The sequence below is a fragment of the Janthinobacterium sp. NKUCC06_STL genome (genome assembly GCF_019345455.1).
GTDB lineage: Bacteria > Pseudomonadota > Gammaproteobacteria > Burkholderiales > Burkholderiaceae_D > Janthinobacterium > Janthinobacterium rivuli.
Genome location: NZ_JAHKQY010000014.1, coordinates 56,977 through 70,394, shown reverse-complemented (window position 1 = coordinate 70,394; position 13,418 = coordinate 56,977). Strand labels below are relative to the sequence as shown.

Annotated in this window: 13 protein-coding genes; 5 read left to right on the top strand and 8 right to left on the bottom strand. The window is 65.1% G+C overall.

Annotated elements, in window-relative coordinates:
* The first annotated feature begins 385 nt into the window (after window positions 1-385).
* Window positions 386-2,041, top strand: a complete 1,656-nt coding sequence (locus KO539_RS28125) for a PAS domain-containing methyl-accepting chemotaxis protein (RefSeq protein WP_219313470.1) — start codon at window positions 386-388, stop codon at window positions 2,039-2,041.
* A 58-nt stretch (window positions 2,042-2,099) separates the two neighbouring features.
* On the opposite strand, the gene bamE is transcribed toward KO539_RS28125, so the two are convergent.
* The 5 genes from bamE to KO539_RS28100 are packed head-to-tail and all read right to left on the bottom strand — an operon-like array spanning window position 2,100 to window position 5,543.
* The gene (bamE, locus tag KO539_RS28120) at window positions 2,100-2,408 is read right to left on the bottom strand and encodes an outer membrane protein assembly factor BamE (RefSeq protein WP_176390772.1); all 309 of its coding nucleotides are present in this window, start codon (window positions 2,406-2,408) and stop codon (window positions 2,100-2,102) included.
* Window positions 2,405-3,193: a hypothetical protein gene (locus tag KO539_RS28115; protein WP_219313468.1), complete on the bottom strand. Its 789-nt coding sequence runs from the start codon at window positions 3,191-3,193 to the stop codon at window positions 2,405-2,407. The genes bamE and KO539_RS28115 overlap by 4 nt, the downstream gene beginning before the upstream one ends.
* A 60-nt stretch (window positions 3,194-3,253) precedes the next feature.
* Window positions 3,254-3,613 carry a nucleotide pyrophosphohydrolase gene (locus KO539_RS28110; RefSeq protein WP_219313466.1) on the bottom strand — a complete coding sequence of 120 codons (360 nt, stop codon included), beginning with the start codon at window positions 3,611-3,613 and terminating at the stop codon, window positions 3,254-3,256.
* Entirely contained in the window at window positions 3,610-4,071 is a 462-nt protein-coding gene (locus KO539_RS28105) for a GNAT family N-acetyltransferase (protein ID WP_219313464.1), read from the bottom strand. The genes KO539_RS28110 and KO539_RS28105 overlap by 4 nt, the downstream gene beginning before the upstream one ends.
* A gap of 35 nt (window positions 4,072-4,106) precedes the next feature.
* Entirely contained in the window at window positions 4,107-5,543 is a 1,437-nt protein-coding gene (locus KO539_RS28100; protein WP_219313462.1) for a cytochrome P450, read from the bottom strand.
* Between the two features lie 113 nt (window positions 5,544-5,656).
* On the opposite strand from KO539_RS28100, the gene KO539_RS28095 reads away from it, so the two are divergent.
* Window positions 5,657-6,514: an AraC family transcriptional regulator gene (locus KO539_RS28095; RefSeq protein WP_257626523.1), complete on the top strand. Its 858-nt coding sequence runs from the start codon at window positions 5,657-5,659 to the stop codon at window positions 6,512-6,514.
* 140 nt (window positions 6,515-6,654) lie between these two features.
* Here KO539_RS28095 and ilvB read toward each other — a convergent pair whose 3' ends face one another.
* Entirely contained in the window at window positions 6,655-8,406 is a 1,752-nt protein-coding gene (gene ilvB / locus KO539_RS28090; protein ID WP_219313460.1) for a biosynthetic-type acetolactate synthase large subunit, read from the bottom strand.
* Between the two features lie 99 nt (window positions 8,407-8,505).
* Here ilvB and KO539_RS28085 point away from each other — a divergent pair, with 99 nt between their 5' ends.
* Both KO539_RS28085 and KO539_RS28080 read left to right on the top strand, forming a co-directional pair.
* Complete coding sequence (locus KO539_RS28085; protein ID WP_034784295.1) at window positions 8,506-8,967, top strand: Lrp/AsnC family transcriptional regulator; 462 nt, start codon at window positions 8,506-8,508, stop codon at window positions 8,965-8,967.
* 93 nt (window positions 8,968-9,060) lie between these two features.
* Entirely contained in the window at window positions 9,061-11,547 is a 2,487-nt protein-coding gene (locus KO539_RS28080; protein ID WP_257626522.1) for a TonB-dependent receptor, read from the top strand.
* Here KO539_RS28080 and KO539_RS28075 read toward each other — a convergent pair.
* Window positions 11,544-12,191, bottom strand: a complete 648-nt coding sequence (locus KO539_RS28075) for a response regulator transcription factor (protein ID WP_219313458.1) — start codon at window positions 12,189-12,191, stop codon at window positions 11,544-11,546. The two genes, KO539_RS28080 and KO539_RS28075, sit on opposite strands and share 4 nt — an antisense overlap.
* Before the next feature lie 8 nt (window positions 12,192-12,199).
* Window positions 12,200-13,108 (bottom strand): histidine kinase, encoded by a 909-nt coding sequence (locus tag KO539_RS28070; RefSeq protein WP_219313456.1) that lies wholly within the window; start codon window positions 13,106-13,108, stop codon window positions 12,200-12,202.
* A 113-nt stretch (window positions 13,109-13,221) separates the two neighbouring features.
* Between KO539_RS28070 and KO539_RS28065 the strand changes: the two genes are divergently transcribed.
* Window positions 13,222-13,416 (top strand): hypothetical protein, encoded by a 195-nt coding sequence (locus KO539_RS28065; protein WP_219313454.1) that lies wholly within the window; start codon window positions 13,222-13,224, stop codon window positions 13,414-13,416.
* The last annotated feature ends 2 nt before the right edge of the window (window positions 13,417-13,418 follow it).

The following is a 13,418-nucleotide window of genomic DNA, read 5'->3' as shown; positions in this document are numbered from 1 at the left end:
TCACTGGCGCGTTCGCGCCAGTTTTTATTTTCCCTCAAGAAATGAATATTGTTGCCGCGTTATTGTTGGCGGCAGGTGTCGCCATGCGCCGGCCATGACGGCAGTCTTCCTGCGTCTTTTTATCGGCACATACGCCGTATTTATCGCCTGCCGCGCAGATACATAATTTTTTATTAATTATTGTGTGTGCGCGTAATTTGAATTTTGCATTCAATAAAATCAATCAAGTTGAATCAAAGTAAATTCTAAAAAATAAATGAATTGGTTTTTATTAAATTATTTGACCAGTGTCACTGTCGCCGAAGCGATATATCAAGGGTGCTTGATGTGGTATATTGTTTTTATGTTTTTGTTATGCTAGTTGAAAAAAAATAGAGGAGCGACGATGCGGGTCAATACGCCTATCACGCAAAATGAATACGTATTAAATGAAGGCATGACGATTGTTTCCACGACGGATTTACAGGGAAACATCAATTACGCCAATCAGTATTTCATTGAAGTCAGCGGTTTTTCAGAAATGGAACTGCTGGGTGCGCCACAGAATATCCTGCGTCATCCCGATATGCCGGCCGAAGCGTTTGCCGACCTGTGGGACACCATCAAGACGGGCATGCCGTGGACCGGCATGGTCAAGAACCGCTGCAAGAACGGTGATTTCTACTGGGTCTTCGCCAATATCACGCCCGTGATCGAAAACGGCCGCCCGATCGGTTATATGTCCGTGCGCACCAAGCCCTCGCGCGAGCAGATCAACGAAGCGGCAGCCCTGTATAAAAGTTTCAAAGACGGCAATACCTCCAAGCTGGCGATCCGCAATGGCCGCGTCGTGCGCCAGGGCTGGGTCGCCAAGCTGGCCGAATGGCGCAAGCTGACCCTGTCGCAAGACCTGGCCTTCCATTGCATCGTCTTTGGCGTGGTGCTGGCCATCCTCGGCTGCGCCGTGTGGAATATCGATGGAGACACAAGCACGGCCACGCGCAGCTGGCTCAGCGGTGCCGCCGCCGCCGCCGTCGCGCTGATGCTGTATTTCTGGGCCCATCTGCACAATTCGCTCGTCGCTCCGCTGGGTGACGCCGTCACGATGGCGCGCAAGATGGCGGGCGGCGACTTGACGGGCGTCATCGACAAAGTGCGCGACGACGACATGGGCCAATTGATGGCGGCCTTGCGCCAGACCAACATCAACTTGCACAGCATCATCGGCGACGTGCGCGCCAACTTCGAGGATATCCGCATCACCACGGCCGAGATCGCCACGGGCAATATGGACTTGTCCAGCCGCACGGAATCGCAGGCGTCCAGCCTGGAACAGACGGCGGCCAGCATGGAAGAGCTGACGTCCACCGTGCAGAACAGCGCCGACCACGTGGACACGGCCAACAAGCTGGCAGCGCAGGCGTCGACCGTCGCGGCCAAGGGCGGCACCATCGTCAGCGAAGTGGTCACCACGATGGACGAGATCAGCACCTCGTCGCGCAAGATTCTCGACATCATCGGCTTGATCGATGGCATCGCCTTCCAGACGAATATCCTCGCCTTGAACGCGGCTGTGGAAGCGGCGCGCGCGGGCGAGCATGGCCGCGGCTTTGCCGTCGTGGCCGGCGAAGTGCGCAGCCTGGCGCAGCGCTCGGCTACCGCCGCCAAAGAGGTGAAAAACCTGATCGACCATTCGATCGCCACCGTGAATGCGGGCAGCGTGCTGACCAGCAATGCGGGCGCCACCATGACGGAAGTGATCGCCTCGGTGGCCCGCGTGACGGAAGTGATGGACGAGATTTCCTCGACCACGCGCGAGCAGAACCAGGGCATCGGGCAAGTCAACCAGGCCGTCATCCACATGGATGGCATCACGCAGCAGAACGCGGCGCTGGTGGAGCAGGCGGCCGCGGCCGCCAGCAGCCTGGCGCAGCGCACCGAGAGCGTGGCCCAGTCGATCGGCATCTTCAAATTAAAGGCCTCGCCCAAGCGCAAGGCGGCCGGCGTGGGGCGTAGCGTGGGTGCGGGTGTGGCAGCAAGGGCGCTGTTAAAGGCCAGGTAGCAAAATGCTGGGGTCAGACCCGTCGGGTCTGACCCCGGGTTTTGCCTGTGGGGTACTCTTACTGCTTCACCCGGTACACTTCCCCGCTGCGTACCTTCTTCACCACCCCATCCCCGCCAAACAAAATCACATACTCTCCCTGCGCGCCCGAGGCGGCCGGGTAGGTGTACATCCACACTTCATTGCCGCTGTCGAAACGGATGGACGTGCTCTCGCCCAGCGCCGCGCGTACTTGCTCGCGCGTGCTGCTGCCTGCTTGCACCGTTTGCTCCAGCGTAGCGTAGGGCACATTCTTGCTCGCTTGCAAGGCGCGCGTGCCGGAGCAGGCGGCCAGCAGCATCAGCACGAAGACACTCAGCCACTTCATGGCGCCACCTCGTCCATATAGTTAAATTCCAGCAGGGTATCGTCGGGCCAGTTGCTGTCCCACAGGGGCGCGTAATACGTGCGGTCAAGCAAGACCTGGCAATCGCAGTAGGGCAGCGAGGCGGGGGTCTGCTCGCCGCCCGCGTACAGCATCTTGAACGGTAATGAAACCCTGCGCTCGCCATGCACGAGGGTCACGCCGAACAGGGGGCGGTCCGTGAAGAACAGGTAGTTGCCGTCCGGCTCGGAACAGACCTTGTCCGTGCTATAGAGCATGCTGGACAGCCAGGCGATGATTTGCGGGTCGTTCGAGATCAGGCCCGAATCCATGCCGGCGCGGCATTCCAGGCGCAAGTCGCCCAGGCGCCGCGTGCCGGGCGGCAAGCCGGGCGTGATGACTTGCGCGCGCCAGCTCATGGTGGTGGCCTTGCGGTTGGCGATCAGCACGGCGTCTTCGCGCGCGGCCTGTGCATTGCGCACGGGGGCAAAGCTGTTGTCCTCGGCCAGGGGCAAGGGGATGCTGACGGTGTCGCCAGCGATGCGCAGCCGCACGCCCGTCATGTCCACACCGGGCTGGCGCGGTAGCAAGCGAAAGCGCAGCACTGCTTGCGGCGCCAGCGCATGGTCGCGCTCGAAACGGTCCACGCCCTGCAGCATCTTGCGGTAGGATTTATCGACGGGGTCGCGCGTGGCGTCCACTTTGACTTGCGGAACGGGCGCGGTTTGCGCCAGGGCAACCGGGCCATAGAGCAGGCAGGCAAGCAGCAGGGAAAGAGGAGTACGCATGGCTTGATGCTACGCCTTTTTGCGCGGCAGCCACGCACGCGTGAGTGTCTCAGTATTCGCTCAATACTCGCTATATTTGCGCGCGTCGCCGCGCACCTGTTGCGCCGGGTATTTCTGCGCGTTCAGTGCCATCTTTTCCAGCACGGCAGCATGCAGGTCGACGCCGCTCTTGTCGGCCAGGCGCACCAGGTACATCAGCACGTCGGCCAGCTCGTGGCGGATGCCCGTGCGTTTGGCATCGTCGAGTTCGGCGTCCGCGCCCGTGGGCAGCCACTGGTAGTGCTCGACCAGTTCCGCCACTTCCACGGACAGGGCCATGGCCAGATTTTTCGGCGTGTGGAACTGGTCCCAGTCGCGTTCGTCGGCAAAGGCGCGCAGGCGCGCGCGGATATCAAACAGGCTGTCGGCAGGCGCGCTCATGCCGCCACCTGCAGCGGTTTTTCCATGAAGACACTGAACGGATCGTCGGGATAGTCGCCGTACGGCCCGCGCCGCTGGTAGCCGTGGCGCGCGTACAGGGCGATGGCTGCCGGCTGGTGAATGCCCGTCTCTAACGTCAGCAAGCGGCAGCCGCGCGCCAGCGCCTGCTCTTCCAGCAAGCTTAGCAGGCGCCTGGCCAGGCCCAGGCCGCGGCTGTCCGGGTGCACGTACATGCGCTTGACTTCGCCGAATGCGGGCGTGACGACGATGGCGCCGCAGGCGCGCGCGCGGCCATCGGCATCGCGGGCGACGGCGAACAGCAGGGTGTCAGGCGGCAACGATGCCAGGTCCAGCGAGTAGACGCACTCGGCCGGGTACAGGGTCTGTTGATAGGCATCAAGCTCGGCGATCAGGGTTTGCACGTCGGCTTGCTGCGGCGATTCCAGGCGGATAGTCATGGGGAGGTCGAATGAATGGGACTTCCCCCATGGTATCACTGCGGCCGCGCCAGGCGCATCGTCAAACCGATGGGCGACATGACAAAACCCATCAGCTCCTGCGCCTCGCCGCCATCGGGCGTATCGACGCCGGCGATGTCGAAGCTGCCCAGCAGCATGGCCATGGCGATCTTGATTTCCAGCAAGGCCAGATAGCGGCCGGGACAGGTGCGCAAGCCCCCGCCAAACGGCATGGCGGCGCGTTTGTTGTTCGCCTCGGCGCTGCCCTCCAGCCAGCGCTCGGGCCGGAACGCTTGCGCGTCGGGAAAGTGCGCATCGGATACGCTGTCGTGGCGCATCACGCACCACAGCATGCTGCCGGCGGGCACGGCTACGTCGCCCACCACCGTGTCGCGCAGCGCTTCGAGCGGAATGTAGGGGGCCACCGGTTTCAAGCGCATGGCCTCGCTGGCGCAGGCGCCCAGGTAGTCGAGGCTATCCATTTGCGCCACGCTGAACTGCGCCACGTCGGGCGCCAGGCGCCGCACTTCCTCGCGCGCCTTGGCCAGGCTGTGCGGATGGCGCTGCAGCAGGTAGATGATCCAGGAAATCGTGTTGGCCGTCGTGTCTTCACCGGCCAGCAGCATGGTCAGCACATTGCCGGCCACGGCGCGGTCGTTCACGCCGCTGTCCTTTTCGTCGGCGGCGGCGATCATGGCTTCGAGCAGGTTCGGTGGCCGCACGCGCCGCGCGGGGTCGTGCGCCATGCGTTCGCGCGCCTGCCGCACCAGTTGCGCCACGGCCACGTCCAGCGCTGCAACGTCGCGGTCCAGGCGCCGGTCGACGGGCAGCTTGACGTAGCGCCAGTACGGCAGCATCGACAGGCTGCGCCTTGCCACGGCCGGCAGGATGGCGTCCAGGTGGCGCTGGATCACGTCCTCGCCCGATTCAAGCGTGTTGACTTCGCTGCCGAAGGCCAGCCCGGCGATGATGTCGACCGTGTAGCGTTTCAGGTCGCCGTCGAGGGCGATGGCCTGGCCTTGCGTGGCGGCATGCTGCCAGCGCCGCTGCAGGCGCTGCGCCACCGTCACCAGCGCGGGGAAATACGCCTTGATGGCGCCAGGCGCCATGCCGGCCATGACCATGCGGCGCTGGTTGCGCCACTCGCTGCCTTCGGCCAGGAAGACGCCGGGATTGCCACCCATTTCCACCGAAATCGTGTAGCTGCTGAGAGGGCGGCGGAAGCCGTCCGGGCGGTCGCGCAGCACGGCGGCCACGGCCTCGCTGTCGGCCACCACCAGCACCAGGGTGCGGCCAAACCAGGCGCGCACGAAGGGGCCATAGCGGCGTACCCAGCCTTCCACGTCGCGGTGGATGCGCGGCAGTCTCACTTGCATGGCGTTGCCGATGATGGGCAAGGCGAATGGCCCCGGCAACTGGCGGATCTGGCGCAGGGTGGTGGCGGATGCGGCGGCGTGGTCGAGTGGTGGCATGGCAAGCTCCTGTTGTCGTGGAACGATGGCCTGACTGTAGCGCGCTTGCGCATGCGCGTCTTGAACGAATACGACAGCGCGCGCGGCCAGAAATTGCCGGTACAATCGTCGCCATGCCTGCCGCCCCACCGCCCCTGACCCGTTTGATCGCGCCGCGCACCGCGCTCGCTTCCTGCGTGCGCGCCTTCCTCGTGCGCGACACCACGCATTGCGCGCCGCTGCCGCCCGCGCAGCGCCTGAACCGTTTTCCCGCCACGCCCATGTGCTGCCTGCTGTGGACGGTCGCGGGCGATGTCGAGGCGGCCGCGCCGGCTCCCGACCTGCTGCACGTGCGCATGCCGCCGGCCCTGTTCAGCGGGCCGCGCGGCTATCCCCTGGTCAGCTACAACCCCGGCCCCGTGCACTCGTTCATGGTGATGCTGTATCCGGCCGCCCTGCATGCGTTGACGGGCATCGACATGGCGGCCCTGTTCGACCAGGTGCGTCCGCTGGCACCGCTGTTCGACGCCGACTGGCTGGCCTTGTCCGACGCCGTGCTGGCCGCGCCCGACGATGCAGCGCGCGTCAGGCTGGTGGAGGATTTTCTCGCGCCGCGCTGGGCGCTGGCGCGCAAGAGCGGCGACCAGCCGGCCGGCGCCATCCAGGACTGGGTGCGCCGCCTGGGCGTGCAGGCGGCCTCGACGGGCCTGGCCAGCGGCGCGCGCAATATCGAGCGCCGCATCAAGGCCTGGGCCGGCCAGCCCATGCGCACCCTGCGCCGCATGCGCCGCGCGGAACAGTCGTTTCTCGACGCGCGAGAAGCCATGCTGCAAGGCAATGCTTCCTGGACCGATATTGCCGCCGAGGGCGGTTACGCCGACCAGGCCCACCTGTGCCGCGAAGTGCGCGCCATCACGGGCCTGAGCCCCACGGAACTGGCACGCGCCAGCCGCGAGGATGAAAGTTATTGGGTCTACAGGATTTGGGCGTAATCCGGTCCGTGGTGATGTCGGATTACGCGGCGTACCGCCGCTAATCCGACCTACCCGTGGTGGCGAGAGGTGATGGATTAGCGTGGCAACGCCACGCGTAATCCGACAACATCGTTGGCGCGGCTGGTGGTCATGCCGGATTACCGCTCGCTGTACACTTTGCCCTTGGAGAGGGTCACTTCATGATGCCCCGCGCCCGGCGCCATCATGGGGAAGCAGTTTTCCTCGCCATGCACGCGCACGTCGAGGAAGTAGGGGCCGCTCGATGCCAGGCAGGCCGCCAGTGCCCCGTCGAGCTCCTCGCGCCGGCTCACCGTGTGCGCCTGCCAGCCGAAGGCGCGCGCCAGGGCGACGAAGTCGGGCAGGGCTTCCGTGTAGCTGTGGCTGTAGCGCTCGCCGTGGTGCAGTTCCTGCCACTGGCGCACCATGCCCATGTAGCCATTGTTCGACAGCACTACTTTCACGGGCAGGTGGTGCTGCACGGCGGTCGCCAGTTCCTGGATATTCATCAAAATCGACGCGTCGCCGCTGACGCACACGACGCATTTTCCCGGATGAGCGATCTGCGCGCCGATGGCGGCTGGCAAGCCATACCCCATGGTGCCGGCGCCGCCCGAGGTGAGCCAGCGGCGCGGCTGCTCGAAGCGCATATGCTGCGCGGCCCACATCTGGTGCTGGCCCACGTCCGTGGACACGATGGCGTCCTTGCCATCGAGCGCCGCCTGCAGTCGTCGCATCAGCGCCTGCGGTGCGATCACGTCAAGCGTGTCGTCGAAGGCCAAACTTTCCTGCGCGCGCCAGCCGTCGATGCGCTGCCACCACGGCTGGCGGTCGGCCAGCAAGCGGCCGCGCAGCTGCGCCAGCAAGGCCGCCAGCACGGGCGCGCAATCGCCGCGCAGGGCCACGTCGGCGCGCACCACCTTGCCGATCGACGCCGGGTCGATATCGACGTGGATGATTTTCGCGCCCGGGCAGAAGGCATCGAGCCTGCCCGTCACCCGGTCGTCGAAGCGGGCGCCGACGCAGACGATCAGATCCGCGTGGTGCATGGCCAGGTTCGCTTCCAGCGTGCCGTGCATGCCCAGCATGCCGAGGAAGGCCGGGTGCGCGGCGGGAAAGGCGCCCAGTCCCAGCAGGGTCAGGGTGCATGGCGCGGCCGCCAGTTTCACCAGTTGGCCGAAAGCGGCGCAGGCATCGAGGCCGGAATTGATGAGGCCCCCGCCGCCATAGAACACGGGCTGGCGCGCGGAGGCGATCAGACTGGCGGCTTGCTCGATATCGGCCGCCTCGGGCAGGGGAGCAGGGACGGCTGCGACGGATGGCGGCGGCGTGTTGGCCGCAACGGGCGCCAGTTGCATATCCTTGGGAAAATCGATCAGCACGGGACCGGGCCGGCCCTGCGTGGCTTGCGCGTACGCTTCGTGCACCACGGCCGCCGTTTCCTCGGCTGCGCGGATTTGCCGGTTCCACTTGGTGACGGGGCGCGAAATGCCCAGCGCGTCGCATTCCTGGAAGGCGTTCGTGCCGATGCTGGTGCTGGCCACTTGGCCGCTGATGCAGATGACGGGTATCGAATCGCACAGGGCGTCGAGCAAGCCCGTGGTGGTATTGCTCATGCCGGGGCCGGACGTGACGAAGACGACGCCGGGCCGGCCCGTGCTGCGCGCATAACCCTCGGCCGCGTGCACGGCCGCCTGCTCGTGGCGCACCAGCACGTGGCGCAAGCGGGGTTGCGCGTGCAGCGCATCGTACAGGGGCAGCACGGCGCCGCCCGGGTAGCCGAAGACGGTGTCGACGCCCAGTGCCAGCAGGGTGTCGATCAGGGTGCTGGCGCCGTTGCGCGGCGCAAGATCGTGGGCGGGAGCGAGGAGGGGAGCGGGATCGGGTTTCATGTGTCTATTTTCTGCTTGCCCCGGCAGAAAAGGCTGCTGGTTTTCTCGTATAGAATGTAGACTTCAGCAAAATTTTCTGTGAAATAAGGATATGACAGAATGAAGCTGGATAAATTCGATCTCGCCATCCTGACGGCCCTGCAGCAGGATGCCCGCATCAGCCTGCACGAGCTGAGCGCCAAGGTGGGCCTGACCTCGTCGCCATGCTGGGCGCGCATCAAGCGCATGGAAGACGATGGCGTCATCGAAGGCTACACGGTGAACGTCAACGCGGCCAAGGTGGGGCTGGCCGACACCGTCATCGTGCAAGTCACCCTGGATGACCATTCCGACCAGGCCCTGTTCGAGTTCGGCCACGCGCTGGCCATGATCCCGGAAGTGCTGGAAGCGTTCCTTGTCTCGGGCGACTACGATTACTACCTGCGCATCGCCGTGAGCGACACGCGCGACTATGAACGCCTGCTGCGCGAGCGTTTATACAAAATTCCCGGCATCCGCCACAGCAAATCGAGCTTTGTCTTGCGCCAGCTCAAGCAGAGTTACTTGCCCTTGCAGCGTTAGTTCCCCGCACGGCGGGAGTTTTTCCCTAGTTCATCGATGGTAGCTGTCCGATACTGGACAGACATAAAAACCATGATAAAAACGGGGATACGCATGAAACTGACTTTATTCGCCGCCGCGGCCATGGCGCTGTGCCAGGCGCAGGCTGCCGAGCCTGCTGGTGCAAGCCTGGCCGCCTCGGGCGACTTGCCCACCGTCATCATCACGGGCAGCATGCCGCTGCCCACCGTGGAGCAGGCGAGTGACACGTTCGCCGCGCCCGTGCAGACGGCCAGCGCGCAGCAGATCGCCTCCAGCGGCGCGCTGGACTTATCCGCCTTTCTGCGCCGCAACCTGGGCAGCGTTGTCGTGAACGAAGTGCAGAACAACCCGTTCCAGCCCGACGTCAGCTACCGTGGCTACACGGCCTCGCCGTTGCTGGGCACGCCGCAGGGCCTGTCCGTGTACCTCGACGGCATGCGGCTGAACCAGCCGTTTGGCGACGTCGTCAGCTGGGATTTGATACCGCGCATGGCCATCAAATCGCTGACCCTGATGCCGGGCTCGAATCCATTGTTCGGCCTCAACACCCTGGGCGGCGCGCTGGCCCTGCAGACCAAGGATGGCCGCAGCAATTCCGGCACCGCCGTCGAGGCGCGTCTGGGTTCCGATCAACGCCGCGGTGTCGAGTTCGAACATGGCGGCAGCAATGCGCAAGGCTGGCACTGGTATGTGACGGGCAACCGTTTCAAGGAAGATGGCTGGCGCGACGATTCCCCGTCCGACGTGCGCCAGCTGTTCGGCAAGCTCGGCTGGAGCGATGCGCGCACGGACATTGCCGCCACCGTGGCCCACGCGGACAATGCGCTGACGGGCAACGGCTTGCAGGAACAGCGCCTGCTGGCGCGCGATTACCGCAGCGTCTACACCAAGCCGGACTTGACGCAAAACAGGTCGACCTTGCTGAACCTGACGGGCAAACACCAGGCCAGCGCTGCCTTGCTCTTGTCCGGCAATGTCTACTACCGCAAGATCGACACGCACACCTACAACGGCGACCTGAACGACGAGTCGCTCGACCAGTCCATCTATCAGCCCGGCGCGGCCGAACGGGCCGCCCTGGCGGCGGCCGGCTACACGGGCTTTCCCGCCAGCGGGGCGAATGCGGGCAATACGCCGTTTCCGAAATGGCGTTGCATAGCCAACGTGCTGCTGAACGACGAGCCGGCCGAAAAATGCAATGGCATGATCAACCGCAGCCATACGCAGCAGGAAAACTACGGTTTTTCGGGCCAGTTCACGGCGCTGGCCGACCTGGCGGGATCGCGCCATGCCGTCACGGCCGGCGCCGCCTTCGACACGAGTCACGCCACCTTTCGCCAGACCAGCCAGTTCGGCTACCTGAACCCGGACCGCGGCATCACGCCCGTGGACTTCTTTGCCGACGGCACGCAGATCGGCGACGACGGCACGCCAGTGGATAACCGGGTCGACTTGAGCGGGCGCATGCGCACCTGGAGCGTGTATGCGAGCGACAGCATCGCGCTCAAGCAAGACTTGACCCTGACTGTTTCCGGCCGCTACAACCGCAGCACCGTGCGCAACCGCGACGCCATCACGCCGGGCGGCGGCAGCGGTTCGCTCGATGGCGATCACCGTTTCAGCCGCTTCAATCCCGCTATCGGCCTGGCCTATGCGCCGGCTGCGGGCGTGAGCGCCTATCTCGGCTACAACGAAGGCAGCCGCACGCCAACGGCCATCGAGCTTGGCTGCGCCGACCCGGAAAACCCGTGCCGCCTGCCCAACGCCATGGCCGGCGACCCGCCCTTGAAACAGGTGGTGACGAAGACATGGGAAGCGGGCGTGCGCGGCCAGTGGGGCGAGCTGGCCCGCTGGAGCGCGGGCCTGTTCCGCGCGGAAAACCACGACGATATCCTGTTCGTGGCCGACAACCAGGCCGGTTTCGGCTACTTCAAGAATTTCGGCAAGACGCGCCACCAGGGCGCCGAACTGGCGCTGGACGGCAAGGCGGGCGCGCTGGACTTCGGCGTCAACTACACGTGGCTGCAGGCAACGTATCAAAGCCGGGAGACGGTCAACGGCAGCGCCAACAGCAGCAGCGACGCGGACGCGCCTGGCCTGGAAGGCAATATCGCCATCACGCCGGGCAAGCGCATTCCCTTGACACCGAGCCATATTTTCAAAGCATACGTGGATTACGAGGGCGGGCGCGACTGGACGGTGGGCCTGGCCATGACGGCCGTGTCGAGTGCCTATGCACGCGGCAATGAAAACAATGCCCACCAGGCGGGCGGGCCAGCGTACCTGGGTGCGGGCAAGAGCGGCGGCTACGCGGTCTTTGAACTCAATGGCAAATACCAGCTGACACGTCAGCTGAGCGTGTTCGCCCAAATCAATAACCTGTTCGACCGCAACTATGCGACGGCGGCCCAGCTGGGCGCGACGGGTTTCGACGCCAACGGCAATTTCGCCGCCCGACCACTGCCGGCCGTGAACGGCGAGTATCCGATGGTCAACGCGACCTTTTATGCGGCCGGCGCGCCGCGCAGCGTGAGTGCGGGCTTGCGCTACGTGTTTTAAGGGTGGATCTGTTCAATGACGCCGTTGCGCAGGGCAAGATGGACGAGGGCGGCGGGGCCGGGCACGTCGAGCTTTTCCCTGATGCAAGTCTGGTGGTTGGCCACCGTCTTGCTGCTCAGGTGCAGCAGGCGGGCGCAGTCGGCGGCGCTGCGGCCTTCGGCCAGCAGGCGGAAGATTTCGAATTCGCGCTGGCTCAAACTGCTCAAACGTTCCGCCTCCCTGCGGGCCGTGCCTTGCAGCACGTCAGGCGCGCTGTGCGGATAGAGGTAGCGCCGGCCCGCATGGGCGGCGCGCACGGCGTCGACCAGGTGTTCCGGGTCGGCCTGCTTGCTGACGAAGCCGCAGGCGCCGCCGTCAAACGCGCGCGCGATCAGCTGCGGCGTGTCGTGCATGGTAAACACCAGCACGCGGGCGCCGGCGTCGCGGGCGAGCAGCTTGCGCAGCAATTCCAGGCCGCCGATGCCGGGCATGGACAAATCCGTCACGCAGACGTCGGGCGCGTGCTCCAGGTGCAAACCATATGCGGTTTCGCCGTTGCCCGCCTCGGCCACGACGGTGATATCGCCGCCCTGTTCCAGCAGGCGCCGGTAGCCCGTGCGCACCACCGGGTGGTCGTCGACCAGCATCACGCGGATCGGGGTCATGGCCGCGTTCATGCTGCGCACCGTGCCGCCAGGGCCACTTCGATGCGCAAGCCGTTGCCCAGCGCGCTGATCCAGCGGATATGGCCACGCAGGCCGGCCACTCTTTCGCGCATGCCCAGCATGCCGAAGCCATCTGCTGGCGTCTTGTCCGTGCATAAACCGCGGCCATTGTCTTCGATGGCCAGGTGCAGCACGCCGTGCGCATCGGCGCGCAGTTCCACCGTGGCCCGGTCGGCGCCCGCGTGGCGCGCCACGTTCGTCAAGCCTTCCTGCACCAGGCGGTAGATGGCGGTGGCGGTGCTGTCGTCGAGGCTGTCGGGGATGGCCTGCGGCGCGAAATGGCAAGCGATGCCGTGCTGCTGGGCCCAGCTGTCGCACAGCGCCTGCAGGGCCGGCGCCAGGCCCAGACTGTCGAGCACGGGCGGACGCAGCCGGCGCAGCATGGTGCGCACCATCGCATGCAGCGCTTCCGACGAGCGCGCGATGCTGGCGGCGCACGCCTGCACGTTCGCCTGGTCGCCGTCGCGCGCGCGCAGGATGTAGCTGGCGGCGGCGCGGATGGCCGTGCAATCTTGTCCCACTTCATCGTGCAGCTCGCGCGCCAGCGCGCAGCGCTCTTCTTCCTGCGCGCGCAGCAGACGCTGCGTGAGGGCGCGGTTTTGCGCCAGCAGCAGCGCCACCTGGCGTCCGCGCCGCACGGCGAAGCCGGCCAGCGCCAGCGCCAGCACCAGCAGGCTCAGAGCCAGTTCATCGAGTTGCCAGTGCTCCTGGCGCCAGAGTGACTGCGTCAGCCGTTCGGCCAGGTCCAGCCTGGCGGCCAGCAGGAAAAAAGCCAGCGCCAGCGTGCAGCACAGCAGGACAGTCCGGCGCGGCCGGGAGCGCGCGCTTGCCTGGGCGCCAAGTTGGTAGTGTTCCATGATGCTGCTCCCTGAGCACGGTAGATGTCCTTGTTGTGCAAGCTTCATGCCATCGGCGCAAGGGCGGCAGGGGTGGATCAGGCGGGGCAGAGGGGGCAGGCAAGTGTTCCAGGATGGAACAGGTGTACCGCGATGTGACGGGGATGACGACGCGGCAGGCGCGGTTTTCGAGCTTATCCGAAGTCGCGCCGGCGCGCTGGCCCATGCGCCTGCAGTGCGAAGCATTGTTGTTCAAATGTAACGTTGAGATTCCTCAAGCTTTCATAGATAAAACAAAACAAAGTTTCGCGGAGTTAGATAAAAAATAAAT

Bases quoted from the DNA above. Each gene is read 5' to 3' on its own strand.
- KO539_RS28070 (WP_219313456.1), bottom strand. From the start codon at position 13,108: ATGGAACACTACCAACTTGGCGCCCAGGCAAGCGCGCGCTCCCGGCCG.
- KO539_RS28085 (WP_034784295.1), top strand. From the start codon at position 8,506: ATGAAGCTGGATAAATTCGATCTCGCCATCCTGACGGCCCTGCAGCAG.
- bamE (WP_176390772.1), bottom strand. From the start codon at position 2,408: ATGAAGTGGCTGAGTGTCTTCGTGCTGATGCTGCTGGCCGCCTGCTCC.
- KO539_RS28065 (WP_219313454.1), top strand. From the start codon at position 13,222: ATGGAACAGGTGTACCGCGATGTGACGGGGATGACGACGCGGCAGGCG.
- KO539_RS28080 (WP_257626522.1), top strand. From the start codon at position 9,061: ATGAAACTGACTTTATTCGCCGCCGCGGCCATGGCGCTGTGCCAGGCG.
- KO539_RS28100 (WP_219313462.1), bottom strand. From the start codon at position 5,543: ATGCCACCACTCGACCACGCCGCCGCATCCGCCACCACCCTGCGCCAG.
- KO539_RS28095 (WP_257626523.1), top strand. From the start codon at position 5,657: ATGCCTGCCGCCCCACCGCCCCTGACCCGTTTGATCGCGCCGCGCACC.
- KO539_RS28075 (WP_219313458.1), bottom strand. From the start codon at position 12,191: ATGACCCCGATCCGCGTGATGCTGGTCGACGACCACCCGGTGGTGCGC.
- KO539_RS28125 (WP_219313470.1), top strand. From the start codon at position 386: ATGCGGGTCAATACGCCTATCACGCAAAATGAATACGTATTAAATGAA.
- KO539_RS28110 (WP_219313466.1), bottom strand. From the start codon at position 3,613: ATGAGCGCGCCTGCCGACAGCCTGTTTGATATCCGCGCGCGCCTGCGC.
- KO539_RS28105 (WP_219313464.1), bottom strand. From the start codon at position 4,071: ATGACTATCCGCCTGGAATCGCCGCAGCAAGCCGACGTGCAAACCCTG.
- KO539_RS28115 (WP_219313468.1), bottom strand. From the start codon at position 3,193: ATGCGTACTCCTCTTTCCCTGCTGCTTGCCTGCCTGCTCTATGGCCCG.
- ilvB (WP_219313460.1), bottom strand. From the start codon at position 8,406: ATGAAACCCGATCCCGCTCCCCTCCTCGCTCCCGCCCACGATCTTGCG.